Here is a 25,911-nt window from a genome sequence, read left to right on the forward strand (position 1 = left end):
CGGATGGTTACGGAGGCCGACGGGACGACGCCCGCGGGGCCGTACGGGGGCGCGGACGCCCCCGCACCGGCTCACTCGACCGTGACGGACTTCGCGAGGTTGCGGGGCTGGTCGACGTCGAGGCCCTTCGCCGTGGCGAGGCCCATGGCGAAGATGTGCAGCGGCACGACCGAGAGCACCGGCTCGAACAGCGGTGCTGCGAGCGGCACGCGCAGCACCTCGTCGGCGAAGGGCAGCACGGCGGCGTCGCCCTCCTCCGCCACCGCGATCACGCGCGCGCCGCGGGCGCGGATCTCCTCGATGTTCGAGATGACCTTCGAGTGCAGCGTCGCGCCGTCGCGCGGCGAGGGCACCATGACGAACACCGGCTGACCGGGCTCGATGAGCGCGATCGGCCCGTGCTTCAGCTCGCCGGCGGCGAAGCCCTCCGCGTGGATGTACGACAGCTCCTTGAGCTTCAGCGCACCCTCGAGCGCGATCGGGAAGCCCACGTGACGCCCGAGGAACAGCACCGAGCGGGTGTCGGTCATCCAGTGCGCGAGCTGCTCGATGCGGCCCTGCTCGTTGTCGAGGATCCACTGGATCTTCTCCGGCAGCGCCTCGAGCTCCTCGATCGCCTCCACGCCGACCTCGGCCGACAGCGCGCCGCGCACGCGGCCGACATGCAGCGCCAGCAGGTAGAGCGCGGTGATCTGCGCGACGAACGCCTTCGTCGATGCGACCGCCACCTCCGGGCCGGCGTGCGTGTAGACGATCGCGTCCGACTCGCGCGGGATGGTCGCCCCCTGCGTGTTGCAGATGGAGAGGGTCTTCGCGCCGAGGCGCGCGGCCTCCTTGACCGCCATGAGCGTGTCCATCGTCTCGCCCGACTGGCTGATGGACACCACCAGCGTGTCGGGGCCGACGATCGCGTCGCGGTAGCGGAACTCGTGCGCGAGCTCGACATCGACGGGGATGCGCGCCCACTGCTCGAGCGCGTACTTGCCGACGAGGCCCGCGTAGTACGCCGTGCCGCAGGCGAGGACGATGACCCGGCTGACGCCCTGGAACAGCTCGTCCATGCCGTCGAGCTCGGGGATGACGATCTGCCCGTCGTGCACGCGACCCAGCACCGTCTTCGCGACGGCGTCGGGCTCCTCCGCGACCTCCTTGGCCATGAAGCTCGACCAGCCGCCCTTGTCGGCGGCGGCGGCATCCCACGACACCTCGAACGCCTCGACCTCGACGACGTTGCCGTCGAAGTCCGTCACCGTCACGCCCTCCGGCGTGATGGCGACGATCTGGTCCTGGCCGATCGCGAGCGCGCGGCGGGTGTGCTCGACGAACGCCGCGACATCCGACCCGAGGAAGTTCTCCCCCTCGCCCAGCCCGATGACGAGCGGCGAGTTGCGGCGCGCGCCGACGACGAGGCCCGGGTGGTCCTCGTGCATGGCGAGCAGCGTGAACGCGCCCTCGAGGCGCGCCACCACCGCGCGGAACGCGGCCTGCAGGTCGCCGCCCGCGACCCGGTACTCGCGGCCCAGCAGCACGGCCGCGACCTCGGTGTCGGTCTGGCTGCGGAAGGAGTAGCCCTCCGCCTGGAGCTCGGCGCGCAGCGCGGAGAAGTTCTCGATGATGCCGTTGTGGATCACCGCGAGCTTGTCGTCATCCGCGAGGTGCGGGTGCGCGTTCTCGTCCGTCGGGCCGCCGTGCGTGGCCCAGCGGGTGTGGCCGATGCCGGTCGTGCCCGCGGCGAGCGGGGTCTCCTCCAGCGTCTCGCGCAGACGAGCGAGCTTGCCCGCCTTCTTGCGCATGCCCAGAGCGCCATCCCGGTCGATGACCGCGATGCCTGCGGAGTCATACCCGCGGTACTCCAGACGGGCGAGGCCCGAGAGGAGGATGTCCTGGCTTTCCCGAGGGCCGACGTATCCGACGATTCCACACATGCGCTCAATCCTAGATCTGGCGAGGGATCGGTCCCGCCATGATCGAAGGAGGCGGCATCCGCGCTTTTGATGCATCGGCTTCCTGCGCTCGCCAGTGCGGGCGACACGCTTCGGAGTCCGAAACCGTGTCGCCCGCACTGGCGAACCGAGAAAGGGGGGTCAGCGGCGCACCGTGATCACCGGGTCCTGCTTCCGGCCACGGCGGAGCGCGGACTGGATGAGCGGCAGCACGATCACGATCACGGCGACGAGGATGAGCACGCCGGAGATCGGGCGCGTGATGAACCCGGTCGGGTCGCCGCCGAACAGCAGCAGTGAGCGGCGGATGCTCGACTCGAGGAGCGAGCCCAGCACGAACGCCAGCACGAGCGGCCCGGGCTCGAACCCGAACTTCTTCATGAGGTAGCCGATCGCACCGAACGCGACGACGAGCCCCACGTCGAAGACCGAGTTGTTGATCGTGTACGCGCCGACGAGCGTGATGAGCGCCGTGATCGGGGCGAGGATGGCCGCGCGCACCCGGAGGACGCGGACGAACAGCCCCACGAGCGGCAGCGACATGATGAGCAGCAGCACGTTGCCGATGTACATCGAGTTCACGACGCCCCAGAAGAGCTCGGGGTGCTGGTCGACGAGCTGCGGGCCGGGCGTCACGCCCTGGATGAGCAGCGCGCCGAACATGAGCGCCATGGTCGCGTTGGCCGGGATGCCGAGGGTGAGCAGCGGGATGAACGAGCTCGTCGCGGCCGCGTTGTTGGCGGTCTCGGGGCCCGCGATGCCCTCGACGGCGCCGTGGCCGAAGCGGGAGGGGTCCTTCGCGCGCTTCTTCTCGACGGCGTAGCCCGCCATCGAGGCGATCGTCGCACCGCCGCCGGGGAGCAGGCCGAGGAGGAAGCCGAGCACCGATCCGCGGGCGATCGCGCCGGACGACTGGCGCAGCTCGGAGCGGCTCGGCCAGACGTTCGCGACGTGCGCGGGAGCCATGGCCTCGGCGCGGTGGCGCTCCTCGAGGCTGTAGAGGATCTCGCCGAGGCCGAACAGGCCCATCGCGATCGGCACGAAGTCGATGCCGTCGGCGAGCTGCAGGCTCTCGAACGTGAAGCGCTCGGCGCCCGTGAACGGGTCGCGGCCGACGGTGGCGAGCAGCAGGCCGATGGCCGCGGCGATGATCGCCTTGAGCTTCGAGCCGCTGGAGATCGTGGCGACGAGGAGGATGCCGAGGAGCGCGAGCGCCGCGTACTCGGCGGGCCCGAAGCTCAGGGCCCAGCCGGCGAGGATGGGCGCGAAGATCGTCAGCGCGATGATCGAGACGGTGCCGCCGACGAACGAGCCGATGGCGGCGATGCCGAGCGCGGTGCCCGCCTTTCCGCGTTTGGCGAGCGCGTACCCGTCGAAGACGGTGACGACCGAGCTCGCCTCGCCGGGCAGTCGCAGCAGCACCGAGGTGATCGTGCCGCCGTACTGTGCGCCGTAGAAGATGCCCGCGAGCATGATGATCGCCGTGACCGGCTCGATCCCGTAGGTGAGCGGCAGCAGGATGGCGATGGTCGCCGCGGGGCCGAGGCCCGGCAGCACGCCGACGAGCATGCCGACGACGACGCCGATGAGGCAGTAGAGGAGGTTGAGGGGCTCGAAGACGGTCCCGAAGCCGTCGAGCACGGGCTGGAAGTCCATGATGTCTCCGCGCGTCAGATGAGGTGAGGGATCGACGTCTGCAGCGCGACGACGAACACGAGATAGAAGGCGACCGTGATGAGCACGGACCCGACGATGGTCGAGACCCACTTCTCGTGGCCGAGCACGCGCATCCACAGGAACGCCATCAGCAGCGTCGGGATCTCGAAGCCGATGATCGGCAGCAGCGCGACGAACACGATGAGGCTCGCGAAGCCGGCCGCGGCCATCCACGACGCCCGCCCGAACTTCTCGCCGTCGCCGCCGTGGCGGCCGACGACGATCTGGATGAGCGAGAGCGCGGCGATGACGATGCTCACGCCGAGCGGCCAGAGGCCCGGGCCCGGCTGCGCGAGCGAGCCGACGCCGAGACCGACCGCGAGGATGGCGCCGAGCACGCCGACCGCGGCGGTGACGAGGGATGCCGCGAGGTTCGCGATCGGCCCCGCCGCGGGCGGGGTGTCGTCGATCGGAAGCGGGGTGGTGTCCTCCGGCGGCGGCACGGGGAGGCGGAAAATACCGGCCATGCGGCGTCCTCTTCTTCGAGTGGGTCGTGCGGATGGGAGGGAGCGCGGCCGGGGATGGCCCGGCCGCGCTCGCGCTCAGCCCTCGGTGAGCGAGATGTCGTTCTCTTCGACGAGGGTGCGGTAGGTGTCGGCGAGCTCGGTCCACTCGGAGACGACCTCGTCGCCGGAGATCTCGTGCGGCGTGAGGAGGTTGGTCTCGTTGAGCTGCTGGTACGCGTCGGACTCGAGCGCGGCGTCGATGCCCGACACGAGCGCCTCCTGCACGTTCTCCGGCAGGTCCTTCGGGCCGGCGACGGCGCGGTACTGGGCGACGGGGATGTCGTAGCCCTCCTCGGTCGCGGTCGGCACGTCGGAGAGGTACTCGTTGCGCTCGTCGGAGAAGGTCAGAAGCGGCACGACGGTGCCGGCGTCGATCTGCGGCTTCGCCTCGCCGAGCTGGATGGTCGCGACCTGCACCTGGTTGCCCATCACGGCGGTGAGGGCGGGCGAGCCCGAGTCGAAGGGCACCGCGGTGCCCTCGATGCCGGCCTCGGCGAACAGGATGGCCTGGGCCAGCTGCGATCCCGTGCCCACGCCGGTCGTGCCATAGGACAGGTTCTCGGCGCCCTTGAGGTCTTCCAGGCTCGTGAAGCCCGAGTCCTTGCTCGCGACGAGCACGTAGTCGTCCTGCGACAGGCCCTTCAGCACGGTGAGCTCGTCGAGGCTCACGGCCTCGTTCTCGCTGACGGCGAGCGGCGTGATGGTGATGAGCGAGGCGTTCAGCAGCACGAGGTTGTAGCCGTCGGGCTTGGTGCCGGCGACCTCCTCGGTCGCGAGCGCGCCGTTTGCGCCGGGCTTGTTGACGACGGGCACGGCGACGCCGAGCTCGTCGGACATGCCCTCGGCGACGGCGCGGGCGATGAGGTCGGTCGAGCCGCCGGCGGCCTGGCCGACGGTGAGGGTGATGGGGCCGGTGGGGAACTCCTCCTCCGAGCCTCCGCCGGAGGAGATGTTGCCGCCGCACGCGGTGAGAGCGAGGGCGCTGGCGGCGAGGATGCCGAGTCCGGCGAGACGGTAGGCGTTCATGTCGGGTCCTTTCGGTCGGGCATCGCTGCCCGCTTCTCGGGTGCCCACTGCTGTGTGGGGCAGTTCACCAGATTATGGAGATCGTCGATGCCCGTCCAAGCCCGTCTTCGCATGGCGCGATACCCTCACGGCATGGACTTCACGCTCGATCAGGTGCGCTGCTTCATCGCGGTCGCGGAGGAGCTGCACTTCGGTCGCGCGGCCGAGCGACTGCGGATGACGCAGCCGCCGCTCAGCCGCCAGATCCAGCGTCTCGAGGCGCTGCTGGGGGTCTCGCTGCTCGACCGCGACAACCGCCGGGTCGCCCTCACCGAGGCGGGCCACGCGTTCCTCCGGGAGAGCCGCGAGATCATGGCGGCCGTCGAGCGCGCGCCGTCGACCGCGCGCGAGGTGGCGGCGGGGCGCAGTGGCATCGTGCGGATCGGCTTCACCGCGGCCTCGGGCTACAGCGTGCTCGGCCCCCTGCTCAATCTCATCTCCGATGCTCTGCCGCGCGTGCGGATTGAGCTCGAGGAGCTGGTGACGGGGCAGCAGATGACGGCGATCGAGAACGGATCGCTCGACCTCGGCCTCGCCCGCCCGCCCTTCGACGTCAAGGAGTTCGGCTCCCGTCTCCTCCTCGCGGAGGATCTCGTCCTCGCGGTCCCCTTCGGCCATCCGCTCGCCCATGCCGAGAAGCCGCCGACCGCGGCCCAGCTGCAGCAGGAGCCGCTCGTCATGCACTCCCCCACGCGTGCGCGGTACTTCTACGACCTCGCCGTGCGGATGTTGCCCGTCGACCACGGCCGGGTCGAGCACGTCGTGAGCCAGATCGCCACGATGGTGGCGCTGGTCGGAGCGGGCCGCGGCATCGCTTTCGTGCCCGCGTCCGCGCGGCTCCTCGGCATCCACGGCGTCTCGTACGTCGGGCTCGGCGATGTCGGGCGCGACGCCGTGCAGCTGCACGCGATCTGGAATCGCGCGAGCGGCAACCCCGCTCTGCAGCGCGTCGTGGAGCTGCTGAGGGAGCTGCCCGACGATGCACTCGGGGCATCGAACCATCCATAGTTTGGCTTGGACAGGTATGGTTCGGCGCGCTTAGCGTGGCAGTGATCCGACCGACGCCGGTGTCGCCGGCACTGCCTTCAGGAGCACACTCGTGGCACACTTCACCCCCGCCGAGCTGACGGCCCATCTCAAGGATGGCCTCCTCTCCTTCCCCGTCACCGCCTTCACCGCGGACCTGCAGTTCGACGAGCGCGCGTACCGCGAGCACGTGGAGTGGCAGTCGAGCTTCGGCGTCGCGGGCCTGTTCGCCGCGGGCGGCACGGGCGAGGGCTTCAGCCTCAGCCCCGCGGAGTCGGCCGCGGTCGTGCGCGCCGCCGTCGAGTCGTCGCGCCCCGAGGTCCCCGTGCTCGCCTCCGCCGGCGGCGCGACCTGGCAGGCCGTCGAGAACGCCCGCGCGGCCGAGGAGGCCGGCGCCGAGGGCCTCCTCGTGCTGCCGCCGTACCTCACCGAGTGCGACCAGCGCGGTCTCGAGGCCCACGTCGACGCCATCGCGTCGGCGACGAACCTCGCGATCATCGTCTACAACCGCGGCAACGGCATCTACTCGGCCGAGACCGTCGCGCGCCTCGCGGAGAAGCACGAGAACTTCATCGGCTTCAAAGACGCCATCGGCGACATCGAGCACCTCGCCAAGGTCTACAGCCGCAACGGCGACCGCCTCTTCTACCTCGGCGGCCTCCCCACGGCCGAGACGTTCGCGCTGCCGCTCCTGCAGATGGGCCTCAGCACCTACTCGTCGGCGATCTTCAACTTCCTGCCCGAGTTCGCGCTCGAGTTCTACAGCGACGTGCGCGCCCTCGACCGCACCGCCGTCACCGAGAAGCTGACGAACTTCGTGCTGCCCTACCTCGACATCCGCGATCGCGTGCGCGGCTACGGCGTCTCCATCGTCAAGGCGGGCCTCCGCGCCGTCGGCCGCGACGCCGGACCCGTCCGCCCGCCGCTGCAGGACCTCACCGAGCAGGACTTCGCCGACCTCTCGGCGCTCATCGAGCGAGCCGGCGTCCGCCAGCCCGCCGCCGTCTGATTCGAAAGGACTCCCTTCCTATGACCGAACTGACCGGCCACTCCTTCATCGCCGGCGAGCGCGTCGTCGGCACGTCGGGCACGACGTACGGCATCAACGCCGAGACCGGCGAGCGCCTCGAGCCCGGCTACTCGCTGCTCGACGTTGACCAGGTCGCCACCGCCACCGCGGCCGCCGCCGAGGCGTTCCCGTCGTTCTCGAGCCTCGAGCCCGAGAAGCACGCCGCGTTCCTCGAGAGCGTCGCCGACCGCATCGACGCCCTCGGCGACGAGCTCATCGAGCGCACCTCCCTCGAGACCGGGCTCACGGCCATCCGCCTCACCGGCGAGCGCACGCGCACGTCGAACCAGCTGCGCCTGTTCGCGAAGGTCGTCCGTCAGGGCGACTTCCGCGGCGTCCGCATCGATCCGGCCATCCCCGACCGCACGCCGCTCCCCCGGGTCGACATCCGGCAGCGGAAGGTCGCGCTCGGCCCGGTCGCCGTGTTCGGCGCGTCGAACTTCCCGTTCGCGTTCTCGACCGCCGGCGGCGACACCGCGGCCGCCCTCGCGGCCGGCTGCCCGGTCGTCTTCAAGGCGCACAACGCGCACCCCGCCACGAGCGAGCTGGTCGGCACCGCGATCGCCGCGGCCGTCGCCGAGCACGGCCTGCACCCGGGCGTCTTCTCGCTCGTCTACGGGCCCGGATCGTCCGTCGGCCAGGCGCTCGTCGCCGACCCGGTCATCCAAGCCGTCGGCTTCACGGGCTCGCGCTCGGGCGGTCTGTCGATCCTCGCCACCGCGCAGAGCCGCCCCGTGCCGATCCCCGTCTACGCGGAGATGAGCTCGGTGAACCCCGTCTTCATCCTGCCGGGATCGCTCGAGGGCGACGTCGAGAAGCTCGCCGCCGACTACGTCACGAGTCTGTCGGCCTCGAGCGGCCAGCTCTGCACGCAGCCGGGCATCGTGTTCGTGCCGCGCGGCGAGGCGGGCGACCGCTTCCTCGCCGAGAGCGGCCGCATCCTCGGCACCGCGGCGGGCCAGGTCATGCTGACCCCCGGGATGGCCAGGGCCTGGCGTGAGGGCGTCGACTCGCGAGCCAAGGTGGCGGGTGTCGAGCTCATCGCCGCCGGCTCCGACGGACCGGGCGAGAACGCGCCGGCGCCCGTGATCCACGGGGTCGACGCGTCGACCTTCCTCTCCGAGGACGAGCTGCAGGAGGAGATCTTCGGCGCCGCGTCGCTCGTCGTCCGCTACGACGGCGCGGCCGACCTCGCCGCGGCCGCCGCGCGGATGGAAGGCCAGCTCACCGCGACCATCCACCTCACCGAGACCGACCACGAGATCGCCGCGCAGCTGCTGCCGGTGCTCGAGCACCGCGTCGGGCGCATCCTCGCGAACGGGTGGCCGACGGGCGTCGAGGTCGGGCACGCGATGGTGCACGGCGGGCCGTTCCCGGCCACGTCGGACTCGCGCACCACGAGCGTCGGGACGCTCGCGATCGAGCGGTTCCTCCGCCCGGTCGCGTACCAGAACATCCCCGACGCGCTGCTGCCGCCGGCCCTGCGCGATGCGAACCCGTGGCACCTCAACCGTCGCATCGACGGTGACATCCAGCTGAGCGAGAAGCGATGAGCGCCACCGTCGCCCGCGTCGAGGTCGTGCCCGTCGCCGGGCACGACTCGATGCTCCTCAACCTGTCGGGCGCGCATGCGCCGTTCTTCACGCGCAACATCGCCATCGTGACGGACTCCGACGGGCGCGAGGGGCTCGGCGAGGTCCCCGGCGGCGAGGCCATCCGCTCGACGATCGAGGAGGCGGGCGCGATGCTCGTCGGCCAGCCGGTCGCGCGGTTCCGCTCGCTGCTGCGCGACGTGGCCCGGCGCTTCGCCGACCGCGACGCCGGTGGCCGCGGACTGCAGACGTTCGACCTGCGCACGACCGTGCACGCGGTCACCGCGCTCGAGTCGGCGCTGCTCGACCTGCACGGTCAGGAGCTCGGCGTGCCGGTGGCCGAGCTCCTCGGCTCGGGTCAGCAGCGCGAGGCGGTGCCCATGCTCGGGTACCTCTTCTTCGTCGGCGACCCCGACCGCACCGACCTGCCGTACCTGCGCGAGCCTCAGGGGGCGGACCCGTGGGAGCGGGTGCGCCGCGAGGAGGCCATGGATGCCGCCGGCGTCGTGCGTCTCGCCGAGGCCGCGCAGGAGCGCTACGGGTTCAAGGATTTCAAGCTCAAGGGCGGCGTGCTCGACGGCGACAGCGAGGTGGAGGTCGTCACGGCCCTCGCGAAGCGGTTCCCGGAGGCGCGCATCACCCTCGACCCCAACGGCGGATGGCTGCTGGAGGAGGCGGTGCGCCTCGCCGAGGGTCTGCGCGGCGTCGTGGCGTACGCGGAGGACCCGTGCGGGGCGGAGGGCCGGTTCTCCGGCCGCGAGGTGATGGCGGAGTTCCGTCGTCGCACCGGACTCCGCACGGCGACGAACATGATCGCGACCGACTGGCGCGAGATGGCGCACGCCGTGCGCGAGAACGCCGTGGACATCCCGCTCGCCGACCCGCACTTCTGGACGATGGCGGGCTCCGTGCGCGTCGCGGAGCTGTGCGCGGACTTCGACCTGACGTGGGGTTCGCACTCGAACAACCACTTCGACATCTCGCTGGCGATGTTCACACACGTGGGCGCCGCAGCGCCGGGCGAGATCACCGCGCTCGACACGCACTGGATCTGGCAGGACGGCCAGGAGCTCACCACCGCTCCCCCGGTCATCCGCGGCGGCGAGGTGCAGGTGCCGACCAGCGGCGGCCTCGGCGTGACGATCGACCGCGACCGGCTCGCGGCGGCCAACGCGCTGTACCTCGAGCACGGCCTGGGAGCGCGCGACGACGCCCTCGCGATGCAGTACCTCGTGCCCGAGTGGGCGTTCGACCCGAAGCGGCCCTGCCTCGTTCGCTGAACGGGTATTCGCGGGTGCTCGTCGCCCGCGGCGGAGCCCGCCGCGTGTCCTCGGACGCGCGGCGGGCTTCCTCTTTGCGTGGGCGGCTTCCGGCGCGCTTCCAGGCCCGAAGAGCGAGGTCGGCACCACCGAGCGCGTGGGCGCGGCCTTCGATGGTGCGGAACTCGTCAAATGCGGGGCGATAGAGCAAGTTCCGCACCACCAAGTCGGATGCCGCCGGCTTCGGCAGTGCGGAACTCGCGGAAAGCGGGGCCATAGCTCGAGTTCGGCACCACCGAAGCCGAGGGCGCACTCTTCGGTGGTGCGCAACTCGTCAAATGCGGGGCCATAGAGCAAGTTCGGCACCACCGAGTCGGATGGCGCCGGCTTCGGTAGTGCGTAACTCTCGGAAAGCGACTCCATAGAGCAAGCTCGGCACCACCGAGTCGGATGGCGCCGGCTTCGATGGTGCGGAACTCGCGGAAAGCGACTCCATAGAGCAAGTTCGGCACCACCGAGTCGGATGGCGCCGGCTTCGATGGTGCGCAACTCGTCAAATGCGACTCCATAGAGCAAGTTCGGCACCACCGAACCCGAGGGGCGCTGCACTGGGTGGTGCCGAACTCGCGGAAAGCGCGAACTCCCCCGGTGCGACGGACCCGGAAGCATTCGCCAGTGCGGGCGACACGCTTCACCCGTCGAAAGCGTCCCGCCCGCACTGGCGAACCACTACAGGTTACGAGACAGATCACAAACCTGTCTGGTAGGTTGTGTTCAACGCTCTCGAGGAGGAGACCATGACCTACACCCCCGACGCCATCCGCTCGATCACGCTGTCGACGCTGCGTCTGCCGCTTTCCGTGCCGATCTCCGACGCCAAGGTCTTCACCGGCCGCCAGAAGCCGATGACCGAGGTCGCGTTCCTCATCGCCGAGATCCAGACCGAGCAGGGCTTCTCGGGTCACGGCTTCAGCTACTCCAAGCGCGCCGGCGGCGCCGCCCAGTACGCGCACGCCAAGGAGGTCGCGGACGCGGCTATCGGCGAGGATCCGAACGACATCCAGAAGCTCTACACGAAGCTGCTCTGGGCCGGCGCCTCGGTCGGACGTTCGGGCGTCGCCACCCAGGCCCTCGCCGCCATCGACATCGCGCTCTACGACCTGAAGGCCAAGCGTGCGGGTCTCCCCCTGTCGAAGCTGCTCGGTGCGCATCGCGACTCGGTCCGCACGTACAACACGTCCGGCGGCTTCCTCAACGCCTCGCTCGATGAGGTGCTCGCCCGCGCATCGCAGTCGATCGAGGAGGGCATCGGCGGCATCAAGATCAAGGTCGGCCTGCCCGACAGCGCCGAGGACCTCCGCCGCGTGCGCGCGGTCCGCGAGCACATCGGCGACGCCTTCCCGCTCATGGTCGACGCGAACCAGCAGTGGGACCGCGCCACCGCCCTGCGCATGGGCCGCCGCTTCGAGGAGCTCGACCTCATCTGGATCGAGGAGCCCCTCGACGCCTACGACGCCGAGGGTCACGCCGACCTCGCCCGCGCCCTCGACACCCCCATCGCCACGGGCGAGATGCTCGCCTCGGTCGCCGAGCACGAGCGGCTCATCGCGGCGCGCTCGTGCGACATCATCCAGCCCGACGCCCCGCGCGTGGGCGGCATCACGCAGTTCATGCGCCTCATGACGCTCGCCGACCAGGCCGGCCTCGACCTCGCGCCGCACTTCGCGATGGAGATCCACCTCCACCTCGCCGCCTGCTACCCCCGCGAGCCGTGGGTGGAGCACTTCGACTGGCTCGACCCGCTCTTCGAGGAGCGCCTCGAGACGCGCGACGGCCGCATGATCGTGCCGGATCGTCCCGGCCTCGGCATCACCTTCAGCGACCAGGCGCGTGCCTGGACGACCGAGTCGGTGACCATCGGCCGCTGACGGATGGCCGGGCGCCGGCCTCGGACGTCGAGCGAGCGAAGCGGGACGAAACGCGGTGACCGATTCTCGACAAGGGCTCGCCCCGTTTCGTCTCGGCCGCTGACGGATGGCCGGCGCCAGTCCGGACGTCGAGCGAGCGAAACGAGACGAAACGCGGTGACCGGCTCTCGACGACGGCCCCGTCTCGTCTTGGTCGCTGCGTCCCTCGCTCAACGTCCGGATGCATCGACAACGAATGAAACGATGAGCGGATGAGCCGATCACGCGCGGAGGACATCGCCCGGGTTCTCGCAGACCGCATCGTCGAGGGCACGATCGCCCCCGGCGAGCGCCTGCCGAGCGAGGGGCGCCTCGTCGAGGAGTTCGGCGCGAGCCGGACCGTCGTGCGCGAGGCGCTCCAGCGTCTGCAGTCGCTCGGCCTCGTGCGCACGCGCGTCGGCTCGGGCAGCTACGCGCTCACTCCGCCCGCGCCGACGACCGGCGATGACTGGCTCGCCGCGCGCGGAGAATCCGAGCGCGCCGAGCTGCACGCCTTCCGCATCGCCGTCGAGACGGAAGCCGCCGCGCTCGCGGCGCGCGCGCCATCCGCCCCCGATCTCGCGACGATCGACGCGGCGCTCGACGCGCTGGCCGGGGCGACGCTCCCGGTGGAGACGGTCGAGGCGGACTTCGCGTTCCACCGTGCGGTCGCCGCCGCGTCGGGCAATCGCTACCTGCTGACCGCCCTCGACCGGATCGGGGCGCGTGCGATCGTGCTGCCGACCGCGCGGATCTCCGACGCCGAACGCGATCCCGCGGATGCGGCCGCGGTCCTCGCGGAGCATCGTGCCGTGGCCACGGCCATCCGCCTCGCCGACCCGCTCGCCGCGGCTGCTGCGATGCGCGCGCACCTCATGGCGTCCGCCGCGCGTCGCGCCCGTTGACCGATCCCCGCTGACCCACCCGCTCGCCCGCACTGGCGAACCGGAGAAGAGCGCCCCGAGCGCTACAGCTTCCGCAGCAGCACGCTCTCCACCGCGTGATCGCGGCCCTTGTTCAGCACGAGGGTCGCGCGGTGCCGCGTGGGCGCGACGTTGTCGATGAGATTCGGGAGGTTGATGTCGTTCCAGATCCCGCGCGCGGTGCTGATCGCCTCCGCGTCGCTGAGGTGCTGGAATACGTTGAAGTACGACGACGGGTTCGAGAACGCGCCCGCCCGCAGCGCGAGGAAGCGATTCACGAACCACTCCTCGATGTGCGCGGCGTCGGCGTCGACGTAGATCGAGAAGTCGAACAGGTCGCTCACCGCCACGTCGTTCGGCGTGGGCGGCGGCTGCAGCACGTTCAGCCCCTCGATGATGAGCACGTCCGGACGCCGCACCACCACCTGCGCATCGGGCATGATGTCGTACTTCATGTGCGAGTAGAACGGTGCGCGCACCTCGTCGGCCCCGCTCTTCACGCGCGTGACGAAGTCGACCAGCGCGCGGCGGTCGTACGACTCGGGAAAGCCCTTGCGGTCCATGATCCCGCGCCGCTCGAGCTCGGCGTTCGGGTACAGGAACCCGTCCGTCGTCACGAGCTCGACCCGCGGGGTGTCCGGCCAGCGGCTCACGAGCTCGCGCAGCAAACGGGCGATCGTCGACTTGCCCACCGCGACGGATCCCGCGACGCCGATCACGAACGGTGTCGTCTGGTCCTCCTCCTGCAGGAACGTCGACACCTCCGCGCCGATCCGCCGCACGCCGCTCGCCCAGATGCTCAGCGCGCGACTCAGCGGAAGGTGCACATCCCGCACCTCGGCGATGTCGAGACGATCCCCGAGCCCGCGCAGCTGCACGACCTCGGTCTCGGTGAGCGGCTGATCCATGCCCGCGGCCATCCGCGCCCACTCGGCGCGAGGGATCTCGCGATACAGCGAGAGGGAGGCGGGGATGGCAGGCGAACTCACCGCCCCATCGTACCGGCGCGGCTCCGGGGCCCTCTGGCCGCTCGGCCGTGCCCGGCGTTCGCGCGGGCCGCGGTGCCGAATTTCGGATGGCCGGGGCTGATGTGCGCGTGTCGGTCACAGCAGTCACCACCCGTGCCACCGCTCTGAAATCCGACACGTCCACCGAGGGCCGTCGATCGCCCGCCCGTCACGAATTTCGGATGGCCGGGGCTGGTGTGCGCGTGTCGGCCACAGCAGTTGCCACCCGCCCCACCGGTCCGAAATCCGGCACGTCCGCCGAGCGCCGTCGATCGCCCGCCCGTCACGAATTTCGGATGGCCGGGGCTGGTGTGCGCGTGTCGGCCACAGCAGTTGCCACCCGCCCCACCGGTCCGAAATCCGGCACGGGCGACCCAGCACGTACCCGACCCAGCACGTACCCACCCCGACCCGACCCGCCCCGACCCGGCCCGCCCCGCCGGCCCCCAGCCCCGGCCATCCGCGCAATAGAACGACCACCGCCCCAGCGCAACCCCCGCACTCCCGATCCCTGCGCCGCGCTAGCCTTGCGGCGTGCGCCTGGGAGTCCTCGATATCGGATCGAACACCGTCCACCTGCTCGTCGCGAACGCGCATCCGGGCGGTCGCCCGCTCGCGCAGACGAGCGAGAAGTCCGTGCTGCGTCTCATGCGGTACCTCGAGGACGACGGGCGCATCAACGACGAGGGCGTGACGGCCATCCTCGAGGCCGTCAAGCGAGCGCGGGATGTCGCCGAGAAGGAGGGCGTCGACGAGCTGCTCGCGACCGCGACCTCCGCCGTGCGCGAGGCCGCGAACGGCATCGATGTCATCCTGCAGATCGAAGCCGCGCTCGGGCAGCCGCTGCAGGTGCTCGGCGGCGAGCAGGAGGCGCGCTTCACGTTCCTCGCGGTCCGGCGCTGGTTCGGATGGTCCGCGGGACAGATCCTGCTGTTCGACATCGGCGGCGGGTCGCTCGAGCTCGCGACCGGCAGCGAGGAGCTTCCCGAGCTCGCGGAGTCCGTGCCGCTCGGCGCCGGGCGCATGACGATCGGCTTCCTGCCCGATGACCCGCCCGGCGAGCGGCAGGTCGAGCGCCTCCGCGGGCACGCGGCGACGGCCCTCGCGCCCCTCGCCGAGCGCTTCGCCGCACAGCCTCGCCCGGATCACGTCGTCGGCTCGTCCAAGACGATCCGGTCGCTCGCGCGTCTCGCCGGTCAGTCGATAAGCGGATGGTCGGGGACCGAGCGCCTGCTGCTGCGGCGGGATGCGCTCAAGTCGTGGATCCCGCGCCTCGCGAAGATCCCCGCCTCGGCTCGGCAGGAGCTGCCCGGCATCACGGCGGACCGCACGTTCCAGATCACGGCCGGTGCGGTCGTCCTGCACGAGGCGATGTCCGCACTCGACGTCGAGGAGCTCGAGGTGTCGCCGTGGGCGCTTCGCGAGGGGGTCCTCATCCGGTACATCGAAGACCTGGGCTGGTGAACCCAGCCGACATCGACCGAGCGAAGCGAGACGGAACATCGCCGCCCGCCCTGGAGGCCACCGCATGAATCGCTTCCCCCAGCGCGTCTACCGTCACGGTGACGAGCCCGACCCGCGCTTCAGCCTCGCGAACGAACGCACGTTCCTCGCCTGGCTCCGCACCGCGCTCGCGATGTACGCCGGGGCGTTCGCGCTCGAAGCGCTCGCCCTCCCCGAGGCGACAGCCTGGCGACTCGCTGCGGCGGGCGTCTTCCTCGTCCTCGGCACGCTCGCGGCCATCCAGGCCTGGATCGGCTGGTCGCAGACGGAGAAGGCGCTGCGCGACAACAAGCCCCTGCCGGGTCTCGGCGTAGGCGGGGTGCTCGTGGTCGGCGTGATCGTGGCGGTCGCACTCGTCACCGTCGGGATGTTCGTGTGAGCGAGACCGTCTTCGACCCGGGCCTGCAGCCCGAGCGGACGCTTCTCGCCTGGCGGCGCACCTGCCTCTCGTTCGGCCTCGGCAGTCTCGTCGCGATGCGCTTCACGGCCGAGGTCGCGGGCATCTTCGCCGTGCTCGTCGGGCTCATCGGCGTCGGGCTCGCGGTCGCCGCGTACTTCGCGGCCGCCGTCGGGTACCAGCGCGCCAACCGGTCGCTCAATCGCACGGGCGCGCTCGAGCACGGCGCGTGGCCGATGGCGCTCGCGACCGCTGCGGCGCTGGTGCTGGGTGCCGCGTGTGCGGCCTATCTCGTGCTGAGTGCGCTGCGCGGCTGATCCGTCGCGCCACCTCGGACGTTGAGCGAGCGAAGCGGAGACGAAACGCCCCAACCTGCCCTCCAAACGCGGACGTTGAGCGAGCGAAGCGAGACGAAACGCCCCGACCCGTTCTCCAAACCCGGACGTTGAGCGAGCGAAGCGAGACGAAACGCCGCGCCCAGCCCCTCAGTCCTCGACCGGACGGTCCCCGATCAGCGGGCTCTCGCCATCCACCACGCCGTCCTCGTTCATGTCGCTGCTCCGGGCCTTGCGGGCATCCAGTCGCAGGGTGACGGCGGCGAGGATGGCCGCGAGCAGGCTCGCGATGAGGATCGCGATCTTCGCGCCCGACGTCGCCTCCTCGTCCGACCCGAACGACAGCTCGGCGATGAGGAGGGAGACGGTGAACCCGATCGCGGTGAGGAAGCCCACCGGCAGGAGGTCGCGGATGCCGATGCGGTCCGGCAGGCGCAGCGGAGTCACCTTGGTGACGAGCGCGGTGACGCCGAGCACGCCGACGAGCTTTCCGATCACGAGGGCGGCGACGACCGCGATGACCACCGGCTCGGTGAGAACCGCGCCGGCGTCGCTGCCGACGATGGTCACGCCGGCGGCGAAGAACGCGAAGATCGGCAGCGCGATGCCCGCCGACAGCGGCTTCACCGCGTGCTCGAGCTGGTGCGTGCGCGGCTCGACCTCATCGCGCAGCGGGCGCGCGGGGATGCAGAAGCCCAGCAGCACGCCGGCGATCGTCGCGTGCACGCCCGATTCGTGCATGAGCGCCCAGGCGACGAGCGCGAGCGGGATCATCAGCCACCACCGCATGCGGCGAGCGCGCGCGGCGAGGGCGAACAGCGCGATGACGGCGATCGCGCCGATCAGGCTGACGAGGTGGATGGTCGCGGTGTAGAACACGGCGATGACGACGATGGCGAGCAGGTCGTCCACGACGGCGAGGGTGAGGAGGAAGATCCGCAGCTCGACCGGCAGACCGCGCCCGAAGATCCCGAGGATGGCCAGCGCGAACGCGATATCCGTCGCGGTGGGGATGGCCCATCCGTGCAGCATCTCGGGAGCGCCGAGCGCGAGCACGACGCCGACGTAGATGAGGGCCGGAAGCATCATGCCGCCGACGGCCGCGAGCACGGGCACGGCCGCCTGCCGCGGGTTGCGGAGGTTGCCCGCGACGATCTCGTGCTTCAGCTCGACGCCCACGACGAAGAAGAACACGGCGAGGAGGCCGTCGGCCGCCCACGTCGACAGCGACAGGTCGAGGTGGATGCTCTCGGGTCCGAGCGTGAACGCCGACAGCGCGGCGTAGCTTTCGCGCCAGGGCGAGTTCGCCCATGCGAGGCCGAGGATGGCCGCGGCGATCATGAGCACTCCGCCGGTGACGTCCTGCGAGAAGCGGTGTGCGAAGCGGGCCCAGAGTGAGCGGCGGGCGGTGGTTGCCATGAGAATCCCTTAGTCGTCGACAAATGCGTCGCCGACCAGACTTCCCGGCACTCCGCGTTCGAGCCTACAGGTCAACCCCGGGCGTTGAGCGAGCGAAGCGAGACGAAACGCCCCCAAGCTGCACTCAACGACGGGTGCCCCAGCACGTCGCTTTTACGAGAACAGCGAAAGCGTCACCAGCGAGGAGCCGTCACTCTCCGAATAGTCCACCGTGAGCGCGGACTTCCCCGGCTTGTCCGGCTTCCCCGGCTTATCCGGCTTCCCAGGCTTGTCCGGTTTCCCGGGCTTGTCCGGCTTCCCAGGCTTGTCCGGCTTTCCAGGCTTATCCGGCTTCCCCGGCTTCCCGGGCTTATCCGGCTTCCCCGGCCCATCGCACGCCCCCGACACCACGACGCCGGGCAGCCCATCCTCGAAGGGACGGGCCTTTCCGTTCGAGCGGTCGCGCACGAGATCGGCGACATCGGCCGGAACGTGCAGCACCGGCCCGCGGCACTGCGCCTCGTCGATCGTCACCTGAATCGTCACGTCGGCTTCGTCGCCGATCGGATCGGCGGCGTGCGCGACGCCACCGCTGATGAGAACGGCGCAGGCGCCTGCAAGCGCACTCCACCGCGAGATATGCCCCGGCATGCTCGAAGCCTAGTGGTGCCGCGACTCGCCGCGCATCACCGGCGACCCGCGCGCCTCACACCCCGCGCAGTGCCGCCGCAGCGGACTCCAGCGTCTCCCCGACCACCGCGAAGTAGGCCCACTTGCCTCGCTGCTCGCGGCGCACGAGCCCGGCCTCGGCGAGCAGCTTCATGTGATGCGAGACGGTCCCCTGCGACAGGCCGACCGGCGCGGTGAGGTCGCAGATGCACGCCTCCCCGCCCTCGCCGGCCGAGATCAACGACAGCAGCTTCACGCGCGTCGGGTCGCCGAGGGCCTTGAACACGCGCGCCACCCGCTCCGCGTCGCCGTCGGTGATCGCTGACGTGATCACGGGAACGCAGCAGCTCGAATCGCTCACGCCTCGAGTTTCGCACACATTGACATTCTTCGATACGTCCCCCAGAGTAATCGCATTGAAGTTCTTCGATGTGAGGAGTCACCATGCCGGATCTGCCCGTCGTCGTCATCGGCGCCGGCCCACAGGGCCTCACCGCCGCCGCGCACCTCGTCGAGCGCCAGCAACGCGTCATCGTCCTGGAGCGGGGCGACTCCGCCGGAGCCGCCGTGGCCGAGTGGGGTCACGTCCGCCTCTTCTCCGGATGGCCGGAGCTGGTCGACGCGGCATCCCGTCGCCTTCTCGAGGCGGCCGGATGGCAGGCGCCCGCCCGGGGCTACCCGACCGGCGCGGAGTGGGTGGAGCGCTACCTCCTCCCCCTCGCCGACGCGCTCGGCGACCGCGTCCGCACGGGCGTCAACGTGACCGGCATCAGCCGCGCCGGGCGCGACAAGGTCGTCGACGGCGGCCGCCGCGGGGCCCCCTTCACCGTGCACACCCTCGCGGCCGACGGCACCGAGGGTCGCATCGCCGCCCGCGCGGTCATCGACGCGTCGGGCACCTGGTCGCAGCCGAACCCCGCCGGCGCCGACGGACTCCCCGCCCTCGGCGAGCGCGCCGCCCGTGACTTCGTCTCCTACCGCATCCCCGCCGACGTGTCAGAGTTCGCCGGCCGCCACGTCGTCGTCGTGGGCGCCGGGCACTCGGCGACCCACGCCATCCTGCGCCTGGCCGAACTCGCCCGCACCTCCCCCGAGACGCGTGTGACGTGGCTGCTGCGTCGCGGGTCGGCGACCTCCGCGCTCGGCGGCGGCGCGAGCGACGGGCTGCCCGAGCGCGCGGCCCTCGGCGTGCGCGCACGACGGGCGATCGAACGCGGCGAGGTCGAGGTCGTGACGGGGTTCCGCGTGAGCGAGATCCGACGGGCAGCGGATGGCCTGGGCCTCGTCTCCGAAGACGGTCGCGTCGTCGACGGGTTCGCGCACGTGTTCGCGCTGACGGGGTTCCGCCCCGACGCGAGCATCCTGTCGGGGCTGCGCGTCGCCCTCGACCCCGCACTCGAGGCGGTCGCGGGCATCGCGGAGGAGATCGACCCGAACATCCACTCGTGTGGAACGGTGGCGGCCACCGGTGCGCGGCAGCTCGCGCAGCCGGAGCCGGGGTTCTTCATCGTCGGGGCGAAGAGCTACGGGCGGGCGCCGACCTTCCTCGCGCTGACCGGGTACGAGCAGGTGCGCAGCGTGGTCGCGCTTCTCGTGGGCGACCACGAGGCCGCGGCGCGCAACGATCTGGCGCTGCCGGAGACGGGTGTGTGCGGCGGTGCGGGTGACTTCGGTGCCGCGAGCGCGGCTTGCTGTTCCCCGCTCCTCTCGATCGGAGCTGCCCCCTCCGGACGTTGAGCAACCACTCCGGACGTTGAGCGAGCGAAGCGAGACGAAACGCCGCGACCCGCTCTCTGCAACGCCCCTCAGACCGCCCCGGCTCCGGATGGCGCGAGCACCGCGGTCTCGCCGGTCCCGACCACGCGCGGCCGCTCCCACCGCGCCTTGAAGCGCTGCTGGATCGGCAGCTCGTAGAAGCGGAACGACGCCCACGCGATGACGATGGAGATCGCCGCGAGGCCGAGTCGCGGCAGGCCGGCGGCTTCGGGCCCCCACCACGCGATCCACAGCAGCACGGCATGCCAGAGGTAGAGGCCATAGGAGATGGTGCCGAACCACACGAGCGGCTTGGCGCTGAGCAGGCGCCCGCCCGACGCGGACCCGGCGACGACGACCACGGCCAGTAGGGCGGCGCCGAGAACGGTCCAGTTCCGCACGATCGGCGAGCCCTCCGGCAGCAGCACCGACGCGACGGCGATCACCGCAAGCGCTGCGACCGCGAGCCACCGCGGCACGCGTGTGATCGTCTCCTTCTTCATCACGGCCAGCAGACATCCGAGCAGGATGATGAACGCGTTCGTGTCCGGGGCGTAGTAGACCCGGTCGGCGTCAAGGATGAGCGTCGCGACAACGCGCCAGGCGAGTCCGACGAAGGCAAGCGATGCGACGATCGCGACGAGCCGCCTCCGGCTTCCACTCACGCCCCATCCGACAGCGCCCAGCAGGCCCACGAGCAGCAGCGGCCAGATGAGGTAGAACTGCTCCTCGACCGCCAGCGACCACATATGGGTGAAGAAGCCGAGGTTGACCCCGGAGGCCTGGAAGAAGTCGGCGAGGTAGAGGCCGGAGACGACGGCCGGGTACCCGTAGGTCTCCAGGCGCGCATCGGTCGCGATCCACAGCAGGATGGGCGTCACCGCCAGCACGAGAAGCAGCGCCGGCATCAGTCGCAGAACGCGGCGCATGTAGAACCCGGTGAAGCTGATGCTTCCGTAGCGGTCGCGCTCCCGCAGCAGCAGAGACGTGATGAGGTACCCCGACAGCACCAAGAACAGCGTCACGCCGACGTTGCCCGCGTAGGGCGCCCACGTTCCCGAGATGTGGCCGAGGACCACAAGAAGAACGGCGACCCCTCGGACGCCGTCGAGTGCTACAAGTCGGCGGCCACTGCTCATGGGCAGAGCATAAAAGCGGGCAGACCGGCATCCTCCGCCGCGCGAGCGCTTCTTACCCTTCCGTCATCCCCCGCTCGCCCAGCGACAAGCCGGCGGATGGCGGCGGCGCGTTCCCGAAACACACGGCCTTCACGCACGCGGAGCGGCCGTCGGGCACGGGGTCGGCGCGCACGCGATGCGCCAGTACTAGCCATCGACCGGAGACGAGCCATGACGATCGCGGCGGTCCTCCAGCGTGGGGATCCTTCTGACCTAGCGGATGCGTGAACTGCGTCCGCAATCGGCTTCCGGCGCTTCCTATCGCGCTCGTGGGCGTCAGTGCGCAATGCCCCGCGATGCGTCTACGGCGCCGGCGTGTTCTCCGGTTCGGCGGGCGCGGTAGTCTCGGGCTCCGGCGCCACGTCAGATTCCTCGTCCGGCAGCGGCACAGGATCAGGCGTGGCCTCAGGCTCCGGAATGACCTCTGGCTCCGGGAGGGGTTGCGGCACGGGCGGCGGAACCACCTGCTGCTGACGTTCGCGCTCGAGGGCTTCGAGGCGCTCCGCCTCAATGCGCTGAGCCTCCAGACGCTCGGCTTCGATCGCCTCCGCGGCCCGCTGCTGGTCCCCTCGAAGCGCATCGACGGCAGCACGGAACTTCTCGAGCGATCCCGGCAGCGCCGACAGGTCTTCATCAGCGGCGATACCGGCCGCGGCCTCGTTCACCGCCGTCCGGAACTCCTCCACCGCATCCGGGTTCTCCCCTGCGAGCACCTCCGCGCGGGGCGGCAGCGATTCGCGGAAGCCGACGAGCGCCGCGCGCAGGGAGGCCTCGAGCGAGTCCAACTTCCCAGCGGCCGCGGAAAGCGCCTCGGCCCCGGTCGCAGCGTCGCCCTTCACTCGCTCAAGCGCTCCGAGCGCGGTGGCGAACTCCTCCGGATCCTCGACGTCTGACTCCACAGGAAGCGCCTCAAGCGGCTCCGGCAGGTCGACCGCGCTCAGCCCCTTCACGTAGCCGTCGACGGCCGCGAGCGCATCGGTGCGGGCCTGCTCCTCGAGGTACCCCTCTGAGGCTCCGAGAGCAGCAGACAGCTGCTTACCGGTCTCGATGCGCGAAGAGATCAGCGCCTCGGTCTCGTCCCGTGCCTTCGAGAACTCCTCCACCGTGCCAACAGTCTCAGCCCTCGCGCTGTCGTACTGCGTGTGTCGGCTGATCTCGCTGGCGCCGGAACGCCCCGAACCGACGACGAGCGCGGCGACGACGAGCACCGCCACCACCAGCGCGAGCGCGGCCACGAGCCCGATACGCAGCCACGGGAGGGGCGGGCGGTCGCGGAACATCGCTGTCTCTGGCGATACGGCGATCCACGTCTTGCGGACGGGTGGCGTGCGCGTATCGGAAGCAGGCATGGTGACTTCAGGATAGTGAAATGCCGCCGCGCTCCACATATCGCGGAGGGCGGCGGCATGTCCGAGAGTCGGACCTAGAGGGCGAGGCGCTCCCGCACGACGTCCGCGATCGCGTCGGCATGGCGCTGAGCCGTCTCGCCGTCGGCGGCTTCGACCATCACGCGCACGAGGGGCTCGGTGCCCGAGGCGCGCAGCAGCACGCGGCCGCTGTCGCCCAGCTCAGCTTCGATTCCTCCGACGATCTCCTGCACGCCAGCGTCGTGAACGCGCGCCTTGTCGACGCCGCGAACATTGACGAGCACCTGCGGGTACACCTTCATGATCGAGGCGAGCTCGGCGAGGGTCTTGCCCTGCCTCGCCATCTCCGCCACGAGATGCAGACCGGTCAGAACACCGTCGCCCGTGGTGGCGTGCGCGCTCATGATGACGTGACCGGACTGCTCGCCGCCCAGCGAATAGCCGCCCGCGTTCATCTCCTCGAGCACGTAGCGGTCGCCGACCGCGGTGGTCTTCACCGAGATGCCGTGCTCACGCATGGCCACGTGAAGGCCGAGGTTGCTCATGACCGTCGCGACGAGCGTGTCGTTCGCGAGCAGTCCCCGCTCCTTCATCGAGACAGCGAGGATGGCCATGATCTGGTCGCCATCGACGACGGTTCCGTCGGCCGTGACCGCGAGGCAGCGGTCCGCGTCCCCGTCGTGCGCGATGCCCACGTCGGCGCCATGCTCGAGCACCGCGCGAGCCAGCAGGTCGAGGTGCGTCGAGCCGACCCCGTCGTTGATGTTGATGCCGTCAGGCTCGGCGCCGATGACCGTCACCTGGGCTCCGGCGTCGCGGAACACCTCGGGCGAGACGCCCGAGGCGGCACCATGCGCACAGTCGAGCACGACGTGAATGCCGTCGAGGCGCGACGGCAGCGAGCCGAGCAGGTGCAGCACGTAGCGGTCCTCGGCATCCGAGAACCGCTGGATGCGTCCGACGTCGCCGCCCGTGGGCAGCAGCTTCTCGCCGGTCAGGTGCTCTTCGATCCGCTGCTCGACCTCGTCGGGCAGCTTGACGCCGCCGCTGGCGAAGATCTTGATGCCGTTGTCGGGCGCCGGGTTGTGCGACGCAGAGACCATGACACCGAAGTCGGCCTCGCGGTCCGCGATGAGGAACGCGAGGGCGGGCGTCGGAATGACCCCGGCGTCGAGCACGTCGACTCCGGACGCGGCAAGGCCCGCGGCCACCGCTGCTCCGAGGAAGTCTCCAGAGATGCGCGGGTCGCGGGCGATGACCGCGGTAGCGCGCTTGCCGGCGGCGCGGCGCGCCTCGGCGGAACGCCCCTGGCCCAGGACGACCGCGGTCGCCTGGGCCAGGGAGAGAGCCAGATCGGCGGTGAGGGCGCCATTGGCAAGCCCTCGTACGCCGTCCGTGCCGAAAAGCGGCATGGAGAGGGTCTGCCTCAGCGCTTCGAGAACTGCGAGGCCTTGCGGGCCTTCTTGAGACCGGCCTTCTTGCGCTCGATGACGCGGGCGTCACGCGTGAGGAAGCCGGCCTTCTTGAGCGTCGGGCGGTTGTTCTCGCGGTCGACCTCGTTGAGCGCACGGGCGATCGCGAGGCGGAGCGCACCGGCCTGACCCGAGGGGCCACCGCCGTTGATGCGAGCGATCACGTCGTACGCGCCGTTGAGGTTGAGCACCGTGAAGGGGTCGGTGATCAGCTGCTGGTGCAGCTTGTTCGGGAAGTAGTCCTCCAGCGTGCGACCGTTGACCGTGAAGGAGCCCGAGCCGGGGATGATGCGCACGCGGGCGATGGCCTGCTTGCGGCGACCCACAGCGGCACCGGGAACGCTGACGACGGGGCGCTCAGCGACCGCCACGTCGCCCGCAGGCGTCTCGGTGGAGTAGTTCTGGATGTCGTTTTCGATTTCGTTCGCCACGATAAGTCCTTAAACGCCGCTTACTGGGCGACCTGGTCGAGGGTGTACGTCTTGGGCTGCTGCGCGGCGTGCGGGTGCTCGGCACCGGCGTACACCTTCAGCTTGGCGAGCTGGTCGCGACCAAGCGTGTTCTTGGGGAGCATGCCGCGGACGGCCTTCTCGACGGCGCGAACCGGGTTCTTCTCGAGGAACTCCGCGTAGGTGACCGACTTGAGGCCGCCCGGGAAGCCCGAGTGACGGTAGGCCTTCTTCTGCTGGAGCTTCTGACCGGTGAGCGCGACCTTGTCGGCGTTCACGATGACGACGAAGTCGCCCATGTCCATGTGCGGGGCGAAGGTCGCCTTGTGCTTGCCGCGGAGGAGGGCGGCGGCGTGCGAGGCCAGGCGGCCGAGAACGACGTCGGTGGCGTCGATCACGAGCCACTCGCGCTGGGCTTCACCGGCCTTCGGGCTGTAGGTGCGCGTCACAGTTGTGCTGCTTTCTGTTCGAACGGAGACGTTCGTGAATCCCGCTCCGAGCGGTTTGGCTGATAGATCTCGGCCATCACCTGCGGTGGAGGGCTCACGTTCGCGGCGCCCGAGACGGGCACCAACAGAACAGCTTAGGCTACGCCCGCCGCAAGCGCAAAACAGCCATGGCGAACAGTCGTCGCCCTTCTTCTGCGTCTACCGGTAGCTCGCCCGCACGAGGATCGGCAGGTGGTCGCTGCTCCCCTGCGGCAGTGTGGTGACGTCGTCGATCGTCAGCCCCTGCGAGGTCGCGAAGTCGTAGTGCCCCTTGAAGAACCGATACCGCGTGTACGTGCGCGAATCGCTGAGCGTGAGGTCGTAGCCCGCCCCGCGCACCCGCTCGTGCAGCCGCTCCTTGAACACGGGGTAGTTGTAGTCCCCCACCATGAGCATCGGCAGTCCCGGCCCGAGCCGCTCGAGCGCGCCGAGCGCCGCACGGATCTGGTGCCGCCGCAGCGAGTTCAGCGCCGTGAGCGGAGCCGCGTGGAACGACGCGACGATCACCTCGGTGCCGGCGTCGATGTCGGTCAGCCGCACCCCCAGCAGCCGCTCGTGTGCCGGCCGCAGCACGATGTCGTGCAGCGAGCGCTTGAGCGACAGCACGACGGCGTCGCCGAGACGGAACATGTTCTCGCGGTAGTACAGCGCGAGCCCCAGTCGATTGCGCTCGGTGGCCCTCGCAAGCTTCAAGCCGGCGATGTGCTCAGGAAGCGCGCGGGTATCGGCCTCCTGCAGACACAGCACGTTCGCCTCCCACCGCTCGACGAGCTGCTCGAGCTCGTGAGCTGCCGCGTGCTTGCGCAGGTTGTAGGAGAGGACTCTCATCTACCCCACGGTAGGCCCGG

At 70.5% G+C, this 25,911-nt stretch carries 24 protein-coding genes; 10 read left to right on the forward strand and 14 right to left on the reverse strand.

All coding sequences use genetic code 11. The features are described from left to right. Positions 1–71 precede the first annotated feature (71 nt). From glmS to D7D94_RS07215, 4 genes are all read right to left on the reverse strand, one after another. Positions 72–1,925: a glutamine--fructose-6-phosphate transaminase (isomerizing) gene (gene glmS, locus D7D94_RS07200; RefSeq protein WP_156241968.1), complete on the reverse strand. Its 1,854-nt coding sequence runs from the start codon at positions 1,923–1,925 to the stop codon at positions 72–74. A 159-nt stretch (positions 1,926–2,084) separates the two neighbouring features. Next, positions 2,085–3,599, reverse strand: coding sequence for a tripartite tricarboxylate transporter permease (locus D7D94_RS07205; protein ID WP_156241969.1), 1,515 nt, complete (start codon positions 3,597–3,599; stop codon positions 2,085–2,087). Positions 3,600–3,613: 14 nt separating this feature from the next. Then, positions 3,614–4,126, reverse strand: a complete 513-nt coding sequence (locus tag D7D94_RS07210) for a tripartite tricarboxylate transporter TctB family protein (RefSeq protein WP_156241970.1) — start codon at positions 4,124–4,126, stop codon at positions 3,614–3,616. A gap of 75 nt (positions 4,127–4,201) precedes the next feature. After that, positions 4,202–5,191: a tripartite tricarboxylate transporter substrate binding protein gene (locus D7D94_RS07215; RefSeq protein WP_156241971.1), complete on the reverse strand. Its 990-nt coding sequence runs from the start codon at positions 5,189–5,191 to the stop codon at positions 4,202–4,204. Between the two features lie 132 nt (positions 5,192–5,323). On the opposite strand from D7D94_RS07215, the gene D7D94_RS07220 reads away from it, so the two are divergent. The 6 genes from D7D94_RS07220 to D7D94_RS07245 all read left to right on the forward strand — a co-directional run bounded on the left by D7D94_RS07220 (position 5,324) and on the right by D7D94_RS07245 (position 13,027). Continuing rightward, positions 5,324–6,238 (forward strand): LysR family transcriptional regulator, encoded by a 915-nt coding sequence (locus D7D94_RS07220; protein WP_156241972.1) that lies wholly within the window; start codon positions 5,324–5,326, stop codon positions 6,236–6,238. Positions 6,239–6,329: 91 nt separating this feature from the next. Next, positions 6,330–7,265 carry a 5-dehydro-4-deoxyglucarate dehydratase gene (gene kdgD, locus D7D94_RS07225; protein WP_156241973.1) on the forward strand — a complete coding sequence of 312 codons (936 nt, stop codon included), beginning with the start codon at positions 6,330–6,332 and terminating at the stop codon, positions 7,263–7,265. A gap of 20 nt (positions 7,266–7,285) precedes the next feature. Beyond that, positions 7,286–8,878 carry an aldehyde dehydrogenase (NADP(+)) gene (locus D7D94_RS07230; protein WP_156241974.1) on the forward strand — a complete coding sequence of 531 codons (1,593 nt, stop codon included), beginning with the start codon at positions 7,286–7,288 and terminating at the stop codon, positions 8,876–8,878. Further along, a complete protein-coding gene (locus D7D94_RS07235) occupies positions 8,875–10,197 on the forward strand; it encodes an enolase C-terminal domain-like protein (RefSeq protein WP_156241975.1) in 1,323 nt (440 codons plus the stop codon). Before D7D94_RS07230 ends, D7D94_RS07235 begins: the two co-directional genes overlap by 4 nt. A gap of 776 nt (positions 10,198–10,973) precedes the next feature. Beyond that, positions 10,974–12,104, forward strand: coding sequence for an L-talarate/galactarate dehydratase (locus D7D94_RS07240; RefSeq protein ID WP_156241976.1), 1,131 nt, complete (start codon positions 10,974–10,976; stop codon positions 12,102–12,104). A 251-nt stretch (positions 12,105–12,355) separates the two neighbouring features. Beyond that, entirely contained in the window at positions 12,356–13,027 is a 672-nt protein-coding gene (locus tag D7D94_RS07245) for a FadR/GntR family transcriptional regulator (protein WP_156241977.1), read from the forward strand. A 62-nt stretch (positions 13,028–13,089) separates the two neighbouring features. Here the strand turns inward: D7D94_RS07245 and coaA are convergent, their stop codons facing one another. Next, positions 13,090–14,034 carry a type I pantothenate kinase gene (coaA, locus tag D7D94_RS07250; protein WP_156241978.1) on the reverse strand — a complete coding sequence of 315 codons (945 nt, stop codon included), beginning with the start codon at positions 14,032–14,034 and terminating at the stop codon, positions 13,090–13,092. Positions 14,035–14,586: 552 nt separating this feature from the next. Here coaA and D7D94_RS07255 point away from each other — a divergent pair. The 3 genes from D7D94_RS07255 (at position 14,587) to D7D94_RS07265 (ending at position 16,269) form a co-directional block, all read left to right on the forward strand. After that, entirely contained in the window at positions 14,587–15,516 is a 930-nt protein-coding gene (locus tag D7D94_RS07255) for a Ppx/GppA phosphatase family protein (protein WP_156241979.1), read from the forward strand. A 64-nt stretch (positions 15,517–15,580) separates the two neighbouring features. Further along, the gene (locus D7D94_RS07260; protein WP_156241980.1) at positions 15,581–15,934 is read left to right on the forward strand and encodes a YidH family protein; all 354 of its coding nucleotides are present in this window, start codon (positions 15,581–15,583) and stop codon (positions 15,932–15,934) included. Then, on the forward strand, positions 15,931–16,269 hold the full coding sequence (locus D7D94_RS07265; protein WP_156241981.1) for a DUF202 domain-containing protein: 339 nt from the start codon (positions 15,931–15,933) through the stop codon (positions 16,267–16,269). Before D7D94_RS07260 ends, D7D94_RS07265 begins: the two co-directional genes overlap by 4 nt. 168 nt (positions 16,270–16,437) lie before the next feature. Here D7D94_RS07265 and nhaA read toward each other — a convergent pair whose 3' ends face one another. The 3 genes from nhaA to D7D94_RS07280 form a co-directional block, all read right to left on the reverse strand. Next, positions 16,438–17,706, reverse strand: a complete 1,269-nt coding sequence (nhaA, locus tag D7D94_RS07270; protein ID WP_156241982.1) for a Na+/H+ antiporter NhaA — start codon at positions 17,704–17,706, stop codon at positions 16,438–16,440. 153 nt (positions 17,707–17,859) lie between these two features. Beyond that, positions 17,860–18,336 carry a hypothetical protein gene (locus tag D7D94_RS14350; RefSeq protein WP_156241983.1) on the reverse strand — a complete coding sequence of 159 codons (477 nt, stop codon included), beginning with the start codon at positions 18,334–18,336 and terminating at the stop codon, positions 17,860–17,862. A gap of 55 nt (positions 18,337–18,391) precedes the next feature. Continuing rightward, on the reverse strand, positions 18,392–18,715 hold the full coding sequence (locus tag D7D94_RS07280; protein WP_246171721.1) for an ArsR/SmtB family transcription factor: 324 nt from the start codon (positions 18,713–18,715) through the stop codon (positions 18,392–18,394). Positions 18,716–18,798: 83 nt separating this feature from the next. Between D7D94_RS07280 and D7D94_RS07285 the strand changes: the two genes are divergently transcribed. Further along, positions 18,799–20,091 (forward strand): FAD-dependent oxidoreductase, encoded by a 1,293-nt coding sequence (locus D7D94_RS07285; RefSeq protein WP_156241985.1) that lies wholly within the window; start codon positions 18,799–18,801, stop codon positions 20,089–20,091. A 68-nt stretch (positions 20,092–20,159) separates the two neighbouring features. On the opposite strand, the gene D7D94_RS07290 is transcribed toward D7D94_RS07285, so the two are convergent. The 6 genes from D7D94_RS07290 to D7D94_RS07315 all read right to left on the reverse strand — a co-directional run bounded on the left by D7D94_RS07290 (position 20,160) and on the right by D7D94_RS07315 (position 25,891). Next, entirely contained in the window at positions 20,160–21,248 is a 1,089-nt protein-coding gene (locus D7D94_RS07290) for an acyltransferase family protein (RefSeq protein WP_156241986.1), read from the reverse strand. Positions 21,249–21,589: 341 nt separating this feature from the next. Next, on the reverse strand, positions 21,590–22,636 hold the full coding sequence (locus D7D94_RS07295; RefSeq protein ID WP_156241987.1) for a hypothetical protein: 1,047 nt from the start codon (positions 22,634–22,636) through the stop codon (positions 21,590–21,592). 74 nt (positions 22,637–22,710) lie between these two features. Further along, positions 22,711–24,066, reverse strand: a complete 1,356-nt coding sequence (glmM, locus tag D7D94_RS07300) for a phosphoglucosamine mutase (protein WP_156241988.1) — start codon at positions 24,064–24,066, stop codon at positions 22,711–22,713. A gap of 14 nt (positions 24,067–24,080) precedes the next feature. Then, entirely contained in the window at positions 24,081–24,545 is a 465-nt protein-coding gene (gene rpsI / locus D7D94_RS07305) for a 30S ribosomal protein S9 (RefSeq protein WP_425486991.1), read from the reverse strand. A gap of 32 nt (positions 24,546–24,577) precedes the next feature. Continuing rightward, the gene (gene rplM / locus D7D94_RS07310) at positions 24,578–25,024 is read right to left on the reverse strand and encodes a 50S ribosomal protein L13 (protein ID WP_156241990.1); all 447 of its coding nucleotides are present in this window, start codon (positions 25,022–25,024) and stop codon (positions 24,578–24,580) included. Positions 25,025–25,222: 198 nt separating this feature from the next. Beyond that, positions 25,223–25,891 carry an endonuclease/exonuclease/phosphatase family protein gene (locus D7D94_RS07315; protein ID WP_156241991.1) on the reverse strand — a complete coding sequence of 223 codons (669 nt, stop codon included), beginning with the start codon at positions 25,889–25,891 and terminating at the stop codon, positions 25,223–25,225. Positions 25,892–25,911 lie beyond the last annotated feature (20 nt).

This window comes from Microbacterium oryzae (assembly GCF_009735645.1).
GTDB lineage: Bacteria > Actinomycetota > Actinomycetes > Actinomycetales > Microbacteriaceae > Microbacterium > Microbacterium oryzae.

Excerpts from the sequence above, each read along its gene's own strand:
- glmS (WP_156241968.1), bottom strand. The coding sequence starts at position 1,925 with ATGTGTGGAATCGTCGGATACGTCGGCCCTCGGGAAAGCCAGGACATC.
- D7D94_RS07205 (WP_156241969.1), bottom strand. The coding sequence starts at position 3,599 with ATGGACTTCCAGCCCGTGCTCGACGGCTTCGGGACCGTCTTCGAGCCC.
- D7D94_RS07210 (WP_156241970.1), bottom strand. The coding sequence starts at position 4,126 with ATGGCCGGTATTTTCCGCCTCCCCGTGCCGCCGCCGGAGGACACCACC.
- D7D94_RS07215 (WP_156241971.1), bottom strand. The coding sequence starts at position 5,191 with ATGAACGCCTACCGTCTCGCCGGACTCGGCATCCTCGCCGCCAGCGCC.
- D7D94_RS07220 (WP_156241972.1), top strand. The coding sequence starts at position 5,324 with ATGGACTTCACGCTCGATCAGGTGCGCTGCTTCATCGCGGTCGCGGAG.
- D7D94_RS07230 (WP_156241974.1), top strand. The coding sequence starts at position 7,286 with ATGACCGAACTGACCGGCCACTCCTTCATCGCCGGCGAGCGCGTCGTC.
- D7D94_RS07235 (WP_156241975.1), top strand. The coding sequence starts at position 8,875 with ATGAGCGCCACCGTCGCCCGCGTCGAGGTCGTGCCCGTCGCCGGGCAC.
- D7D94_RS07240 (WP_156241976.1), top strand. The coding sequence starts at position 10,974 with ATGACCTACACCCCCGACGCCATCCGCTCGATCACGCTGTCGACGCTG.
- D7D94_RS07245 (WP_156241977.1), top strand. The coding sequence starts at position 12,356 with ATGAGCCGATCACGCGCGGAGGACATCGCCCGGGTTCTCGCAGACCGC.
- D7D94_RS07260 (WP_156241980.1), top strand. The coding sequence starts at position 15,581 with ATGAATCGCTTCCCCCAGCGCGTCTACCGTCACGGTGACGAGCCCGAC.
- nhaA (WP_156241982.1), bottom strand. The coding sequence starts at position 17,706 with ATGGCAACCACCGCCCGCCGCTCACTCTGGGCCCGCTTCGCACACCGC.
- D7D94_RS14350 (WP_156241983.1), bottom strand. The coding sequence starts at position 18,336 with ATGCCGGGGCATATCTCGCGGTGGAGTGCGCTTGCAGGCGCCTGCGCC.
- D7D94_RS07285 (WP_156241985.1), top strand. The coding sequence starts at position 18,799 with ATGCCGGATCTGCCCGTCGTCGTCATCGGCGCCGGCCCACAGGGCCTC.
- D7D94_RS07290 (WP_156241986.1), bottom strand. The coding sequence starts at position 21,248 with ATGAGCAGTGGCCGCCGACTTGTAGCACTCGACGGCGTCCGAGGGGTC.
- D7D94_RS07295 (WP_156241987.1), bottom strand. The coding sequence starts at position 22,636 with ATGCCTGCTTCCGATACGCGCACGCCACCCGTCCGCAAGACGTGGATC.
- glmM (WP_156241988.1), bottom strand. The coding sequence starts at position 24,066 with ATGCCGCTTTTCGGCACGGACGGCGTACGAGGGCTTGCCAATGGCGCC.
- D7D94_RS07315 (WP_156241991.1), bottom strand. The coding sequence starts at position 25,891 with ATGAGAGTCCTCTCCTACAACCTGCGCAAGCACGCGGCAGCTCACGAG.